This is a genomic window from Mycobacterium sp. NPDC048908, assembly GCF_043197955.1.
GTDB lineage: Bacteria > Actinomycetota > Actinomycetes > Mycobacteriales > Mycobacteriaceae > Mycobacterium.
In genome coordinates this window covers 820,739-836,328 of the sequence record NZ_JBICUE010000001.1, presented here as the reverse complement: position 1 = coordinate 836,328, position 15,590 = coordinate 820,739, and the positions used below count along the sequence as shown (strand labels likewise).

The following is a 15,590-nucleotide window of genomic DNA, read 5'->3' as shown; positions in this document are numbered from 1 at the left end:
TCGAACAATGCGAGGGTGGCAATCGCATCCACGGCGAAATGCGCGACACTAGGGGCAGGAGGAGCAATGGCTGAGAACGCCGATCGACCAGAACAGCACTACCAGCCCGAGCAGACCGGGATGTACGAGCTGGAGTTTCCCGCGCCGCAGCTGTCGTCGCCGGACGGCAGCGGACCGGTGATGATCCATGCGCTCGAGGGCTTTTCGGACGCCGGGCACGCGATCCGGCTGGCGGCGCAGTATTTGAAGAACAACCTCGACACCGAGTTGGTCGCCTCATTCGCCATCGACGAACTGCTGGACTACCGGTCGCGGCGACCGCTGATGACGTTCAAGACCGACCACTTCACGGCATACGAGGAGCCCGAACTCAATCTGTATGCGCTGCATGACAGCGTTGGCACGCCGTTCCTGTTGCTCGCGGGCATGGAGCCGGACCTGCGCTGGGAGCGGTTCATCACCGCCGTGCGGCTGCTGGCCGAGCGGCTGGGCGTTCGGCGCGTCATCGGGCTCGGCACCATCCCGATGGCGGTACCGCACACCCGTCCGATCACGATGACCCCGCACTCGAACGACAAGGAGCTGATCTCCGAGCACACACCGTGGGTCGGCGAGGTCCAGGTCCCGGGCAGCGTGTCCAACCTGCTGGAGTTCCGGATGGCCCAGCACGGTCACGAGGTCGTCGGCTTCACCGTGCACGTGCCCCACTACCTGGCGCAGACGGACTATCCGTCGGCGGCCGAGGCGCTGTTGGCCGAGGTTGCCAAGAGCGGCTCGCTGCAGATCCCGCTGGCGGGTTTGGCGCAGGCGGCCGCCGAAGTGCACACCAAGATCAACGAGCAGGTCGAGGCCAGCACCGAAGTCGCGCAGGTGGTGGAGGCGTTGGAGCGCCAATACGACGCGTTCGTCGCGGCCCAGGAGAACCGTTCGCTGCTGGCGCGCGATGAGGAGTTGCCCAGCGGAGAGGAACTGGGTGCCGAGTTCGAGCGGTTCCTGGCCCAGCAGGCGGACAAACGGAACGACGACGACTCCAAATAGCGAGCTCCAGGAACGTTGGCTAAGTTGTCGCAATGACCGCACGGAAGGCCAACCTGCGCTCGGTGCGGGAACTGACGCCGTCGCTGCAGTTCCGCACCATCCACGGATACCGGCGCGCGTTCCGGGTAGCAGGCTCCGGTCCGGCCATCCTGCTGATCCACGGCATCGGCGACAACTCCACCACGTGGAGCACGGTGCAAACCAAACTCGCGCAGCGGTTCACGGTCATCGCGCCCGACCTGCTCGGCCACGGTAAGTCCGACAAGCCGCGCGCCGACTACTCGGTGGCCGCCTACGCGAACGGCATGCGCGACCTGTTGTCTGTTCTCGACATCGACAATGTCACCGTGATCGGGCATTCGCTCGGCGGCGGCGTAGCAATGCAATTCGCTTACCAGTTCCCGCAATTGGTTGACCGATTGATCCTCGTCGGCGCCGGCGGCGTGACAAAGGACGTCAACATCGCGCTGCGGTTTGCGTCGCTGCCGATGGCCAGCGAGGCGCTGGCGTTGCTGCGCCTTCCGTTGGTACTGCCCGCATTGCAGCTGACAGGCCGCGTCGCCGGTGGCATCCTCGGGTCCACCGGCCTTGGCCTGGACCTGCCGAACGTGCTGCGCATTCTCGCGGATCTGCCGGAACCGACCGCCTCGTCCGCGTTTGCCCGCACGTTGCGCGCGGTCGTCGACTGGCGTGGCCAAGTCGTCACCATGCTCGACCGATGTTATTTGACCCAATCCGTTCCCGTGCAACTGATTTGGGGCAGCCGTGATTCGGTGATCCCGGTGAGCCACGCCCATATGGCGCACGCGGCGATGCCGGGCTCACAGCTGGAGGTCTTCGAGGGCTCCGGGCATTTCCCGTTTCATGACGATCCCGACCGTTTCGTCGAAGTCGTCGAGAAATTCATCGATTCCACCGATCCGGCGGTGTACGACCAGGACTACCTGCGCGGCCTGCTGCGGGCGGGCATCAGCGAAGTTGCCATCTCCGGGCCGGTCGACACCCGAGTGGCCGTGCTCGACGCAATGGGCGCCGACGAGCGCAGCGCCACCTGATCGACGCCACGTAGCATCGGCTTTATGCCCATCGACGTGACAGTGCTGCGCGTTTTCACCGACCAGGACGGCAACTTCGGTAACCCACTCGGCGTCGTGGACGCCAGCCAGGCCGCACCCGAGGAGCGGCAGCGGATCGCCGCCGAATTGGGTTACAGCGAAACGATATTCATCGATGTGCCGAGCGCAGGCGCAACCTCCGCCCAGGCACGCATCTACACACCCGCCACGGAGTTGCCGTTCGCCGGGCATCCGACCGTTGGCGCCTCATGGTGGCTGCGCGACCGAGGCACCCCGGTGCACACGCTGCGGGTGCCGGCCGGGATCGTGCAGGTGACACACGAAGGTGACCTGACCGCGGTCAGCGCCCGGTCGGAGTGGGCCCCGGAATTCGCGATCTATGACCTCGACTCGACCGACGAACTGTTCGCCGCCGACCCGGACGATTATCCGGACGACATCCAGAACTATCTTTGGACGTGGATCGACCGCGACCGCGGCGCGATCCGGTCGCGGATGTTCGCCGCAAATCTGGGGGTACCCGAGGACGAAGCCACCGGGGCGGCGGCAGTGCGGATCACCGACTACCTCAGCCGCGATCTCAACATTCTGCAGGGCAAGGGCTCGGTGATCGAAACGAAGTGGAGCCCAGAAGGCTGGGTGCGGATCGCAGGCCGCGTCGTGGACGACGGCGTCAAGCAGATCGACTGACGGGCTTCAGCTCTTGGCGGGCAGCGTGCGCGCCGCGCGCAGCGCCTCGATCTCCCGCTCGAAATCTTCTGCCGACTCGAAAGACCGGTACACCGAGGCGAACCGCAGGTAGGCGACTTCGTCGAGTTCCCGCAGCGGACCGAGGATCGCCAACCCGACCTCGTGGCTCTGCACCTCCGGCGAACCGGTGGCCCTGACCGCGTCCTCCACCTGCTGAGCTAGCAGGTTCAGCGCGTCGTCGGCGACCTGGCGGCCCTGGCATGCGCGGCGCACACCGCGCACCACCTTCTCCCGGCTGAACGGCTCCGTGACGCCGCTGCGCTTGACGACCGCCAGCACCGCGGTCTCTACAGTGGTGAATCGCCTGCCGCACTCCGGGCATGACCTACGCCGCCGGATGGCCTGACCTTCATCGGTCTCGCGGGAATCCACCACCCGGGAATCGGGATGGCGGCAGAACGGACAGTGCATCACCGCTCCTTCGCCGCGACGACAAACAGCTACCTCGAACCTCTTCGAGCGTACCTGCGTGTCGATGCGGGGACCCCACAGCGGCGTGATTCGGCCGCCCGCCGTCGTTGCGTCTACCGAAGACGTTGAGCGGCAGAACCTTTCGCCCCGGTGATCCGCGGTCACGCGATAGGTGCGATGAGGGTCTGGCCGGCGTCGAGCGCCACCGAGTCCAACTGGTTCAGTTCGCGGATGCGATCGACCACCTGGGCGACCGGCGCGTCGGGGGCGACCCGGTGGGCTACCTGCTGAAGGGTCTCCCCCGTCTGCACCTGGACCACGGCCAGCCGGGCAGGCACCGGCGCATCGCCGCCTGAGACGCCGCCGAATTGGGCCACCAGACCGAGCCACACCGTGATCCCCGCAGCGATCAGCGCGAGGAACACCGTGGTTGCGGGGGTGATGGGCCGCCTACGGTGCGACGCGCGCGAGATCATGACACCGGTACCGCGGTAGCGCATCGGGGCAGTGGCCGGGCGCTTCGAGCATGGCCGACGCCGCGTGGTGGCCGCCCGGTAACCGGGCCGGGCCAGCGGCCTGGACGCCGAATCTGCCTGCATATCTCGGGTATCGAGGACGGTCATCTGCCTGCCTTCCGCTCCGGCTCTTTCGCTCTTGTGTTCGAACATACTCGCTCATGTGTTCGATTTGTAGAACGTGTGATCGAACTGTTGCCAAACGATAGGACAGGGCACCGACAAATCTGGACGGCCGCGGGCGGGACCTGCAGCGAACCGCGACACGCGTCGAACACATGTTTGATTCTCGGCTTCCCACGGACTACATTCGGCGCCATGGGTGACGAAACGGGCACTTCGGACGGCACGGAAAGCACATGCGGACGCCGAGGCCTCGACACGGGCCTGACCGAGCGTCAGCGCACCATCCTCGAGGTCATTCGCGCATCGGTGACCAGTCGCGGTTACCCGCCGAGCATCAGGGAGATCGGCGATGCCGTCGGCCTGACATCCACCTCGTCGGTGGCGCACCAACTGCGCACCCTGGAGCGCAAGGGCTATCTGCGACGCGACCCCAACAGGCCGAGGGCCGTCGATGTGCGTGGCGCAGACGACAGCGTCACCCCGATCGTCGCCACCGACGTCGGCGGTTCGGACGCGCTGCCGGAGCCCACCTTCGTTCCGGTGCTCGGCCGCATCGCGGCCGGCGGACCGATCCTGGCCGAGGAGGCCGTCGAGGACGTGTTCCCGCTACCCCGCGAACTCGTCGGCGAGGGGTCGCTGTTCCTCCTGAAGGTGGTGGGCGACTCGATGGTCGACGCGGCCATCTGCGACGGCGACTGGGTGGTCGTGCGCCAACAGAACGTGGCCGACAACGGGGACATCGTCGCGGCGATGATCGACGGCGAGGCGACGGTGAAGACGTTCAAGCGCACCCGAGGTCAGGTGTGGCTGATGCCGCACAACCCGGCCTTCGACCCGATCCCCGGCAACGACGCGGCCGTGCTGGGCAAAGTCGTCACTGTCATCCGCAAGATATAACGGGACTAGTTGGCTCGGACGAAGCCGTTCGTCCGAGCCAGTTCTTCACTGGCGAACCAGATTTCGGCCTGCGCCTCGTCGTAGAGGGTGCTGCCCGGCACCCAGTACAACCCGGATTTGGTGTCGGCTTTGATCGGATAGCCGTCAGGAGCCTCGCCCGGATCGTCAAGCGGCAGGTGCAGCGCGGTGCCGTTGGGGGACGGCTCGTCGACCTCGATCCGCGCATGGCGCCCGGTATCGGTGAGTGGATCCCGTTGAGCCGACGTCGGCACCTGCGTCGGGGTGGTGTCGACTTTGTCCGGATCGTCCTGATCCGCTTGCGCCGCAACGAATTCCGGGGCCGCCGCGGTCTCCCGAGTGGTATCGGCCTCGTCGGTCGGAGCTGACTCGGCCGCGGGCGGCGCTCCCCACGGGTTGGCAGTCGCCTCGTGGTACTCGCGCTCCGCCGGCGGCGACCCCAGCCCGGGCTGGGCGTAGCGCGCGCTGAACAGCTCCCCTGAGTGGTCGTCGTGCGGGGCGAATTCGCCGACTTCGCCGCTGCCGAAGGTCTCGTCATCGTGCCCGCGCCGGTTCCGCATCGCGGCGAAAGCCACCAGCCCGAGCAACACCAGCACCGGGATGATCGCCAGCAGCCACCACCAACTCCACCCGAACCAGTTCCTGCCTTTACCGTTCGAGGCCTGGTTATTCGAGGGAGGCGGCGCTTTGGGCGTATCCAGCCCGGGGACTTGCAGGCCGGCGAGCTGCGGGGCCAAGTTGGCGGGTTCGGTGCTGAACGTGTCCTTGGCGCGATCCCACGACACCACACCGCCGGTGAACCGCTGGGTTGTCACGTTGCCGCTGCCGGTTTCGTCGGCCATGGGCGCACCCAGTGGGCCCGTCGCACCGCCCAATTTCTGCCATGCGGCGTTCATCGCGCCGCGGACGATGACGGCTCCGTAGTCGGGAGTCCAGAAGATGACCGGCTGATCTTTGGCCGAGAACGTGCTCATCCTGCTGTTGGGCAGGCCGCCGTCCTGCTCGTTGGACGTGGGCAGGCCCAGGTCACCTTGAGGGCCGCCGACACTTTCGTACTTGGCCAGCACCTGTCCGGTGACGACGCTGGCTCCGGTCGCCGGGCTGTAGAAGATCTTGCCGCCCGCGAAGTCCTGACCGAGGCCGTCGGCACCGACCTTGTAGGGCTGGCCCTGCGCGGCACCCAGCGGGCCCAGTGGTCCCCCTGCGGCCCGGCGCGCAGCGTTGATCGCCGACGTCGGGTCGTCCGCGATTTGTAGATCGGCCAACTGGTCTGCGAGTTCGGGCGGGTCCGTGGTGAAGGTCTTGGCCTTCCTGTCGTAGGTCACCTCGCCGCCGGTGAATTTCTGAGTGACCAGGTTGCCGCGGTACGTCTCGTCGTCGCTGGGCACACCCAGTTGCCCTGCCGAGCCGCCGAGCTTGTCCCATGCGGCGTTGATCGGTCCGCGTACGACCCGCGCGCCGGTGTCGGGCGTCCAGAAGATGACCGGGTTGTCGGGCGCGCTGAATGTGGTGTTGCGGCTGTCGGGTGCCTTGCCCGGCCCCTCGTCGATGGTCGGGAAGCCGAGGTCGCTGTCGGCGGGGCCGCCCAGCGACATGAACTTGTCAAGGATTGCGCCCGTCATGACGTGGGCACCGGTGGCGGGGGTGAAGAAGATCTTGCCGCCGGGAAAGTTCTGGCCGAAACCGTCACCGGCCGGGTACACCCCGCCGTCCTTGGGCCCGAGAGGGCCGGTGTCGCCACCTGCCGCCTGCCATGCAGCGGTGATCGCGGCATCGGCGTCGTCCTGGGGAGTGGCCGACGCGTTGGGTGCCGCAAGCACGAGCGCAGCAGCGGACAGCAACCCAACGGCAAGCCGCCTCCACCGTGTCCGGCGAGCGCTGCGCTGCCCCTTCATCAACCCTCCCGCCATCGACCGCGATTTCATCGGTGATTATCGCGTCCGTCAACTCTGCGTCAGCAGACGTCGATTACCAAGGAACATCGCCGACGTTGGAGGAGAAAATACCCGGCGTGCGGCGGATGGCCGAGGTTTAGCCTCGGCTAAACGCCCATGCTGCAGTCATGGCATGGGCCGCTAAACGCCCATGCTGCAGTCATGGCATGGGCCGCTAAACGCCCATGCTGCAGTCATGGCATGGGCCGCTAAACGCCCATGCTGCGGCCGATGATCTCTTTCATGATCTCCGTCGTGCCGCCGTAGATTGTTTGCACGCGCGAGTCGAGATATGCCCTGGCTACCGGATATTCACGCATGTAGCCGTAGCCACCGTGCAATTGCAGGCAGCGGTCGATGAGGTGGACCTGCTTTTCGGTGGAATACCACTTCGCCATCGCCGCCTGCTCTGCGGTCAACTTTTCGTCGAGATGCAGTTTGATGAATTCGTCGACCATGATTCGCACGACGGTGGCTTCGGTCGCGAGTTCGGCCAGAAGGAAGCGACTATTCTGCTGGCTGCCGATCGGTCGGCCAAAAGCCTTGCGCTCCTTGGTGTATTGCAGCGTGTCCTCGAGCACGGCCTCCATGGCGGTGGCGGCCATCACCGCGATGCCGATGCGCTCCTGCGGCAGGTTCTGCATGAGGTAGATGAAGCCCTGGCCCTCCTCGCCGAGCAGATTCTCGGCGGGCACCTTGACGTCGGTGAACGACAGCTCCGCGGTGTCCTGCGCGTCGAGGCCGATCTTGTCGAGTTTGCGGCCGCGGTCGAATCCTTCCATGCCGCGCTCGACGACAAGGAGTGAGAAGCCCATTGCGCCCTTGTCAGGGTCAGTGCACGCCACCACGATCACCAGGTCGGCGTTGATGCCGTTGGTGATGAACGTCTTTGCGCCGTTGAGGATGTAGTGGTCGCCCTCTTTGACGGCGCGGGTCTTGATGCCCTGCAGGTCGCTACCGGTCCCCGGCTCGGTCATCGCGATCGCGGTGATGATTTCGCCGCTGCAGAACTTCGGCAGCCAGCGGGCCTTCTGCTCGTCGGTGGCCAGTCGCAGCAGGTACGGCGCGACGACGTCGTTGTGCAGGCCGAATCCGATGCCGCTGTACCGGCCGGCGGTGGTCTCCTCGGTGACGATCACGTTGTAGCGGAAGTCAGGGTTGCCACCGCCGCCGTACTCCTCGGGCACGGCCATCCCGAGAAAGCCCTGCTTGCCTGCCTCCAGCCAGACGCCGCGGTCGACGATCTTGTCGCGCTCCCACTGCTCGTGATACGGCGCGACGTGGCGCTCCAGGAACGCGCGATACGACTCGCGGAACAGATCGTGCTCGGCCTCGAAAAGGGTGCGGTCGTATTTGACGACGCTGCCCATGGTGACCTCCATGAATTGGTACGGGCTGTTACCGGTCACCGTACCCCAGCCAACCGGATGGTTGGTCGGCGGTCGAGTGGCGCCCACGCCAGCAGCTCCCGGACAGCCAATAAACTTCGGGAAAGACCTGCCTGAACGGCGACGAGCGACGCACGACTGAGGAGGAGTCGCGGCATGACCCACGCCCCCACCAGCCTCGCGCATTGGGGCGGGTTCTCGGCGGATATCGAGTCGGGCGACATCGCGTCCGTCACCCCGCTCGAGGGCGACACCGATCCCTCTCCGCTGCTCGGCAACCTGCCGGGCGCCATCCGGCATCGCGCCAGGATCGCCACCCCGGCGGTTCGGCGCGGCTGGCTGCGGGACGGGCCTGGTCCCACTGCGAGGCGCGGCGCCGACGAGTTCGTCGCGGTGTCGTGGGACGAGCTCACCGAACTTCTCGCCGGCGAGTTACGGCGAGTCGTCGACTCCCACGGCAATCAGGCGATCTACGGCGGCTCATACGGCTGGGCCAGCGCGGGAAGGTTTCACCACGCGCAGAGCCAGGTGCATCGATTTCTCAAACTCCTTGGCGGATATACGTTTTCGCGGCATTCATACAGCCTTGGTGCGACCGGCGTCATCATGCCGCGCGTGCTCGGCACCCACGACGACCTGTTCAAGCGGTCCACCGCCTGGGACGTCATCGTCGAACACACCGACCTGCTCGTCTGTTTCGGCGGCCTGGCGCTGAAGAACACCGGCACCAACCACGGTGGCACCACCGGCCACCCCGCCCGCGCGGCGCTGCGACGGTTCCGCGCGCGTGGTGGCCGCATCGTGTCGTTCTCGCCGCTGCGCGACGACGTCGATGGCGACTGCGAATGGCATGCGCCGGTGCCGGGCACCGACGTCGCCATCATGCTGGCGCTGGGTTACGTGCTGGCCACCGAGTCCCTGGCCGACCGGGAGTTCCTGAGCACCTACTGCACGGGCTACGAGCGTTTCGAGCGCTACCTGCTCGGCCTCGACGACGGCGTACCGAAGTCGCCGCAGTGGGCATCACAGATCTGCGGGCTGCCCGCCGACAGCCTCGCCACACTGGCGCGAAGGATGGCGGCGCACCGCACGATCGTCACCGTCAGCTGGTCGCTGCAACGGGTCCGGCACGGCGAGCAGGCGCCGTGGATGGGACTGACGCTGGCCGCGATGCTCGGCCAGATCGGCCTTCCTGGAGGGGGTTTCGGGCACGGCTACGGCTCCATGAACGAGCCTGGGCTACCGCCTCTTCGCTTCCGGCTGCCTGCTCTGCCGCAGGGACCCAATCCGGTGCAGACCTTCATCCCCGTCGCGGCGGTCAGCGACATGCTCCTTCGTCCCGGTGAACAGTTCGACTACAACGGCCGTCGGCTGACCTATCCCGACATCAGGCTGGTGTACTGGGCGGGAGGCAACCCGTTTCACCATCACCAGAACATTGCGCGGCTGCGGCGTGCGCTCGGCCGCGTCGACACCGTCGTGGTGCACGACCCGTACTGGACGGCGATGGCCAAACACGCCGACATCGTGCTCCCGTCCACCACGCCCTACGAGCGCGACGACTACTCCGGATCCCGCACCGACCCGGTGCTGATGGCCATGCCCAAACTGGTCGAACCGTATGCGCAGTCCAGGGACGACTACACCACGTTTGCGGCATTGGCGGACACGCTCGGCTTCGGGGCCCAGTTCACCGAGGGGCGCAGCGCGCGACAGTGGCTCGCGCACATGTACGACAAGTGGGCCGCGGGATTGGATTTCGCGGTACCGGCGTTCGACGAGTTCTGGGCGATGGGGCGACTGCGGCTGCCGACCGAGAACGGGCTGACCCTGCTCGCCGACTTCCGCGCCGACCCGACGACGCACCGGCTGAACACCCCGAGCGGGCGCATCGAGATCTTCTCCGAAGACATCGATTCGTTCGGCTACGACGACTGCGCGGGTCACCCGACATGGTTCGAGCCGTCCGAGTGGCTCGGCGGTGCTCGCGCGGCCGACTATCCGCTGCACCTGTTGGCCAACCAGCCTGCCACCCGGCTGCACAGTCAGCTGGACATCGGCTCAGTCAGTGCCAAATCGAAAGTACGAGGGCGCGAACCGATTCGGATGCATTCCGCCGACGCACACGAGCGCGGGCTGGCTGACGGGGACGTGGTCCGAGTGTTCAACGACCGTGGCGCGTGCCTGGCCGGTGTGGTGATCGATGATCGGCTGCGCCGCGCCGTTGTGCAGTTGTCGACCGGCGCGTGGTTCGATCCTGACGATCCCGACGACCCCGATGCCATGTGTGTGCACGGCAATCCGAATGTACTGACCGAGGACACCGGCACGTCGGCTCTCGCACAGGGCTGTACCGGCGCGCACGTGCTGGTGCAGGTGGAGAAGTTCACCGGACCACTTCCGCCGGTTCGGGCCCATGAACCGCCGGTGATCGTCGATCGATGACGGAGGCGCTCACCGTCGAAGAACGTGGCGAGACAATCACTTTCGCGTTCGATGACATGATGCGCTTCCACGGGCCGCACTCCCCCGCCGGCGTCGCAATCGCGTTCAAGGTGTTACAGCGCGCCTTCGCGCTGCTGTGCCCCGGCGCCGTGCCCGACCGTCGATCGATCGGGGTGCGCACCGCCTTTCGGGGTCCGGGTGCCCGCGACGGATTCGAAGCCGTGACCCGCGCGGTGTCAGAGGGCCGCTATCTGGTCGATCGCGACTTGGTCCGGGTAGACCGCGGTCGATTGTTGGAGGACTTCGTGTTCGAGGTGGACGTCGGGGGGCGCACCGTGACCCTGGGCCTTCGCGATGGGTTCGTCGACGACGAGTTCATCGACCTCGCCCGCACGCAGAACCGCAGCGAAGTCCAGGAAGCCCGCCTCGACGCGCTCAAGGCTCGACTAGCGCGGAAAGTGATGGCCACCGCTGCCGAGGATTTGCTAGATGCCCTGTGAGCTACGGCACCCCGATGTTTGGCAAACCGCCCGGTTTGGGAACACCGGGGTCACCATCAGATTGACAGGGAGGAACCTGCCATGTCGGAGAAGAACAGTGGGCCCGAGGAAGCCGTGAAAGGCGTCGTCGAGGGCGTGAAGGGCAAGGCCAAAGAGGTAGTCGGTGCGGTCGCGGGCCGCGACGATCTGTACCGCGAGGGGCAGGCCCAGCAGGACAAGGCCGATGCGCAGCGCAACGCCGCGCAGAAGGAAGCCGAAGCCGAAAGTGCCCGCGCGGCAGCCAAGACCGCCGAAAAGCGCCAAGAGGCCGAGCAGCGCTGACAGTAGACCGCGAGAAGACGCAAGGCGAACCCGAGGGGTGCCTTGCGTTTTCTCGTTTGCCCTCAGATCGCGACGAGATCGTCGGCGAAGGAGTCGGGCGGCCAAGGCCCTGTCACTTCGAGTCTGATTCTGGCGGTTGACCTTTCCAGCGCCGTCACGGTCTCCATGAACAGACCCACCACATCTCCGTCGACGAGATAGGACCCGCTGAGCAAAGTCCACGGATCCTTCTTCGACGCGTTGTCGTCGAGCGGCGGCTTGCGCTTACCGTCGACGGCGCAACGCAACAGTGCCGCATGCACCCGATCCGCTTCCGCCAACGCCATTTGGTAGCCCTGCTCCCGCGCGGCGAGCTGGCGCCTCCTAAACAAGAGATGAGGAACACGCGAAAAGCCGCCCGATTGCGAATTGACCAGATCCGCCTGGCCCGCCAGGTTTCCGGCGTCGGCGTAGACCTTGACGCCGAGTTCGTCGCGACCCGATATCCGGCGCAGCGCCGTCACATGCCTTCATGCTCGTTCAGCATCAGTTGGCTGACTCGCCGGTCGTCGCGCGCTGACGACGGCATTGTGCGCTCGCGCGTTCGTGGCGAACACGTTGACGTCCTCGAGGGTGCGGCGAAGTCGCGCACCCCTCAAGTCGTCGAGCCCCACAGTCCCGACTGCTGCGGCCAGATCACCTGCGACCACAGCCCGCACCGGTTCTTCAGCGACGCCGCGCAGGCCGCGCGCCCGCTCCGCGGCACGGTCGGCTCGCGCGATCGCGTACACCCAGACTCCGAGGTCCGTGTCGGCAACTTCTGCTTGCGTTGATATCACCCTCCAATCGCCCTCAGCACTACCCGATTGACCGCCGCGTCAACCAGAAACTATCCAGGTGAACAGAGGTTTTTCCGCGGTCGTCAACGCCGCAAACGCCGATCGGTAACTGCCTACTGACGTCAGCGTCTATTCTCCGGTTCGCTGCGCTAATTCACGCTGGCGCGGAGGATCTCTGCGATCACCAGGTTCCACCTGAGGACGCTACCAATGCAGAGGTGGTGTTCGGGGCGGTGACGTTCGCCGCATGCCGGTCGCTTCGAACGCGGCGGCGAACCGCAGCAGTGCGACGTCGTCGTAGGCCCTGCCGGCAAGCGTCAGCCCCACCGGCATGCCGATGTCGTCCATCGTGCCCATCGGCACCGTCACCGTCGGGATGCCGAGGTGGCGTATCGCCAGGTTCCCGTTGGCCACCCACACGCCATTGCGCCACCCCAGGTCGGCCGACGACGCGTTGACGTCCATATCCGCGGGGCCGACGTCGGCGACCGCCGGGAAGATCACCGCATCGAGGTGCAGACCGTCCATCCATTCGTCGAGATCGGCGCGTCGAGTCTCCTCCAGTCCGCGCAGCCCTGTTTCCAGATCCGGGATGTCCCGGAAGGAATCGATCGGATGTTTCCTCACATGCGCCGGATAGCTGGCGATGTCATCGTCGAAGCCGGCGTACCGATCGGGCAGCGCACCATGCGGGTACGGGAAGATCCGCGAGCCGTCCACGTCGGCCAACCGGTTCAGTCCGGGGTCGCCGTTGTCGGCCAGGAAGTCGTCCCAGGCCCATGCGCTGAGGTCCAGTAGTTCCCTGGCCAGGTAGGCAGGGCTGACCAGGCCGCGCGTGAAAATCGTTGGCGCGCCGGGTCTATCGCCCTCGTAGTTGCTGACTGCCGGAAAGTCGACCTCCACGACGTCGACTCCGGCGGCCTGCAGCTCGCGTCGAGCCGCTTCGAACAGCGCCAGCACCGACGGCCGGGTCTCGATGCGCTGTCCCGTCGGCCCGCCGATACCCGGCCGCTCAGCGGTCCCCGCGTCCGGATCGGCATTGATGTACATCCGCGGCACCCCGAAACGCCGCCCGGCAAGGCTCGCGGGCGGCAACCGGTGGTAGGACGCCGGCCGCACCTCGCTGGGTCGCGGCAGCGTGATCCATGGCTGGCTGCGCCAGAAGTCGCCGCGCGTGATCGTGTCGTCGGTGACGATGACGTCGAGCACCTCGAACATGTCGGCCATCGTCCTGGTATGTGGCACAACGACATCCATCGTCGGCACCAACGGCCAGCCACCGCGGACCGAGATGATCCCGCGCGAAGGCGTGTACGCGCACAGCGCATTGTTGGAGGCGGGGGAACGGCCTGACGACCACGTCTCCTCGCCGATGCCGAACGCGCAGAGCGACGCCGCTGTTGCGGTCGCCGACCCATTCGAGGAGCCCGATCCGAATGCGGCGGTGAGGTAGTCGGCGTTGTACGGGCTTTCCGCTCGCCCGTACAGACCGCGCTGCATGCCGCCGTTGGCCATCGGCGGCATGTTGGTCAGCCCGACCAGTACGGCGCCGGCAGCGCGTAGCCGTTCGATCACGAACGCATCCTTCTGCGCCACCAGCTCGGCGAAGGCGGGACTACCCGCCGCGACGGTCAGACCGCGTGCCAGATAACTGTCCTTGGCCGTGTAGGGAATTCCGTCCAGCGGGCCGCGCGTGCGTCCTCGAGCGTGGCGTTCATCGGAGGCCTCGGCATCGGCGCGGGCTTCCTGGTTCAGCACGACGACGGCGTTCAACCGGATACCGCCGCTGTCGTAGGCCGCGATGCGGTCCAGATACCTTTCGAGCAGGCCGACGGCGGTCACTCGGCCGGTGTCGAGTGCGCTACGCAACTCGGCAATGGACGCGTCGACGACGTCGAACGCCACTTAGAACGTCGCGAACTCTTGCAGGCTGGCGGCCAACGAGATCGGCACGCGCGCCTTGATTCTGGTTCCCTCGGCGGTGTGTTCGGTGGCATCGACGCGACCGTCGGCGTGCACCTTGTTGACCAGGTCGCCGCGGTCGTACGGGATGGTCACGTCGACCACCTTGTCGGTCGGTTCGATCATTTCGGCCATCCGCTGTTGCAGGCGGTCCACACCCTCGGCGGTGCGGGCGGACACGAACACCGCATCGGGCAGCGCACTGCGCAACTGCGCCAGCGTGAGGCCGTCGGCCGCATCGATCTTGTTGACCACCAACAACTCCGGTGCCGGCTTGCCGTCGTGTTCGGTGATCACCTCGTTGACCACCTGCCGCACCGCGTTGATCTGAGCCAGCGGGTTGACATCGGAACCATCCACCACGTGCACCAGCAGAGTGGCGTCGACGACTTCCTCCAGCGTCGAACGGAACGCCTCGACCAACTGCGTCGGCAGATGCCGCACGAACCCGACCGTATCAGTCAGGACGAACGGCCTGCCGTCGGTGAATTCCCCACGCCGCGTAGTGGGTTCGAGCGTCGCGAACAACGCGTCCTCGACGAGTACACCGGCCCCGGTCAACGCGTTCAACAGGCTGGACTTGCCCGCGTTGGTGTAGCCGACGATCGCGATCGACGGCACGTCGCTGGCCAACCGCTTGCTGCGCTGGGTATCGCGGACCTGCTTCATCGCGCGAATATCGCGGCGCAGCTTGGACATTCGTTCACGGATACGACGCCGATCGGTTTCGATCTTGGTCTCACCAGGGCCGCGCAGACCCACGCCGCCGCCGCTGCCGCCTGCACGTCCACCGGCCTGCCGGGACATCGACTCGCCCCAACCGCGCAGTCTCGGCAGCATGTACTCCATCTGCGCCAGCGCCACCTGCGCCTTGCCTTCCCGGCTGGTGGCGTGCTGAGCGAAGATGTCGAGGATCAGCGCGGTCCGGTCGACGACCTTGACCTTGACCGCCTTCTCCAGCGCGGTCAGTTGCGCGGGGCTGAGCTCGCCGTCGCAGATCACGGTGTCGGCGCCCGTCGCCAGCACCACTTCGCGCAACTCCTGGGCCTTGCCCGAGCCGATGTAGGTGGACGCGTCGGGCTTGTCGCGGCGCTGGATCAGTCCCTCCAGCACCTCGGAGCCCGCGGTCTCGGCGAGGGCGGCCAACTCGGCCAGGCTGGCTTCGGCATCCCTGGCGCTGCCCTCGGTCCACACGCCGACCAGCACCACGCGCTCCAGCCGCAGCTGTCGGTACTCGACCTCGGAGACGTCGGCCAGTTCGGTCGACAAACCGGCCACGCGGCGCAATGCCGTGCGGTCCTCTAGAGCGAGCTCACCCGCGCTGGGGGCGTTGTTGACAGGAAAATTGGGATGAGTCATAAGCGATTACAGATTTGCACGGCCAGCAGTGC

The 15,590-nt window shown here is 66.4% G+C and carries 13 protein-coding genes and 1 pseudogene; 7 read left to right on the top strand and 7 right to left on the bottom strand.

Annotation, left to right across the window (positions count from 1 at the left end; all coding sequences use genetic code 11):
- The first annotated feature begins 66 nt into the window (after positions 1–66).
- Genes ACGFK1_RS04100 through ACGFK1_RS04090 form a run of 3 tightly spaced genes read left to right on the top strand, consistent with a single transcriptional unit; the run spans position 67 to position 2,804 of the window.
- Positions 67–1,038, top strand: coding sequence for a proteasome assembly chaperone family protein (locus ACGFK1_RS04100; protein WP_393425926.1), 972 nt, complete (start codon positions 67–69; stop codon positions 1,036–1,038).
- A 32-nt stretch (positions 1,039–1,070) separates the two neighbouring features.
- Positions 1,071–2,093, top strand: a complete 1,023-nt coding sequence (locus tag ACGFK1_RS04095; RefSeq protein ID WP_393425923.1) for an alpha/beta fold hydrolase — start codon at positions 1,071–1,073, stop codon at positions 2,091–2,093.
- Positions 2,094–2,117: 24 nt separating this feature from the next.
- The gene (locus ACGFK1_RS04090) at positions 2,118–2,804 is read left to right on the top strand and encodes a PhzF family phenazine biosynthesis protein (RefSeq protein ID WP_393425920.1); all 687 of its coding nucleotides are present in this window, start codon (positions 2,118–2,120) and stop codon (positions 2,802–2,804) included.
- 6 nt (positions 2,805–2,810) lie between these two features.
- Here ACGFK1_RS04090 and nrdR read toward each other — a convergent pair whose 3' ends face one another.
- Both nrdR and ACGFK1_RS04080 read right to left on the bottom strand, forming a co-directional pair.
- Positions 2,811–3,275, bottom strand: a complete 465-nt coding sequence (gene nrdR / locus ACGFK1_RS04085; RefSeq protein ID WP_393425917.1) for a transcriptional regulator NrdR — start codon at positions 3,273–3,275, stop codon at positions 2,811–2,813.
- Between the two features lie 161 nt (positions 3,276–3,436).
- Positions 3,437–3,898, bottom strand: coding sequence for a LysM peptidoglycan-binding domain-containing protein (locus ACGFK1_RS04080; protein WP_393426351.1), 462 nt, complete (start codon positions 3,896–3,898; stop codon positions 3,437–3,439).
- A 210-nt stretch (positions 3,899–4,108) separates the two neighbouring features.
- Between ACGFK1_RS04080 and lexA the strand changes: the two genes are divergently transcribed.
- On the top strand, positions 4,109–4,813 hold the full coding sequence (lexA, locus tag ACGFK1_RS04075; RefSeq protein ID WP_393425914.1) for a transcriptional repressor LexA: 705 nt from the start codon (positions 4,109–4,111) through the stop codon (positions 4,811–4,813).
- Positions 4,814–4,818: 5 nt separating this feature from the next.
- Here lexA and ACGFK1_RS04070 read toward each other — a convergent pair whose 3' ends face one another.
- Positions 4,819–6,726, bottom strand: coding sequence for a hypothetical protein (locus ACGFK1_RS04070; protein WP_393425911.1), 1,908 nt, complete (start codon positions 6,724–6,726; stop codon positions 4,819–4,821).
- 248 nt (positions 6,727–6,974) lie between these two features.
- On the bottom strand, positions 6,975–8,135 hold the full coding sequence (locus ACGFK1_RS04065) for an acyl-CoA dehydrogenase family protein (RefSeq protein ID WP_393426348.1): 1,161 nt from the start codon (positions 8,133–8,135) through the stop codon (positions 6,975–6,977).
- Between the two features lie 174 nt (positions 8,136–8,309).
- Between ACGFK1_RS04065 and ACGFK1_RS04060 the strand changes: the two genes are divergently transcribed.
- The 3 genes from ACGFK1_RS04060 (at position 8,310) to ACGFK1_RS04050 (ending at position 11,419) form a co-directional block, all read left to right on the top strand.
- The gene (locus ACGFK1_RS04060) at positions 8,310–10,598 is read left to right on the top strand and encodes a molybdopterin guanine dinucleotide-containing S/N-oxide reductase (RefSeq protein WP_393425908.1); all 2,289 of its coding nucleotides are present in this window, start codon (positions 8,310–8,312) and stop codon (positions 10,596–10,598) included.
- Positions 10,595–11,098 carry a hypothetical protein gene (locus tag ACGFK1_RS04055; RefSeq protein WP_393425905.1) on the top strand — a complete coding sequence of 168 codons (504 nt, stop codon included), beginning with the start codon at positions 10,595–10,597 and terminating at the stop codon, positions 11,096–11,098. The genes ACGFK1_RS04060 and ACGFK1_RS04055 overlap by 4 nt, the downstream gene beginning before the upstream one ends.
- An 81-nt stretch (positions 11,099–11,179) precedes the next feature.
- Entirely contained in the window at positions 11,180–11,419 is a 240-nt protein-coding gene (locus ACGFK1_RS04050) for a CsbD family protein (protein WP_393425902.1), read from the top strand.
- Positions 11,420–11,481: 62 nt separating this feature from the next.
- Here the strand turns inward: ACGFK1_RS04050 and ACGFK1_RS04045 are convergent.
- The 3 genes and pseudogenes from ACGFK1_RS04045 to hflX all read right to left on the bottom strand — a co-directional run bounded on the left by ACGFK1_RS04045 (position 11,482) and on the right by hflX (position 15,558).
- Positions 11,482–12,189: pseudogene (locus tag ACGFK1_RS04045) on the bottom strand (GvpL/GvpF family gas vesicle protein).
- A gap of 252 nt (positions 12,190–12,441) precedes the next feature.
- Entirely contained in the window at positions 12,442–14,142 is a 1,701-nt protein-coding gene (locus ACGFK1_RS04040) for an amidase (protein ID WP_393425899.1), read from the bottom strand.
- Positions 14,143–15,558 (bottom strand): GTPase HflX, encoded by a 1,416-nt coding sequence (gene hflX / locus ACGFK1_RS04035; RefSeq protein WP_393425896.1) that lies wholly within the window; start codon positions 15,556–15,558, stop codon positions 14,143–14,145.
- Positions 15,559–15,590: the final 32 nt, after the last annotated feature.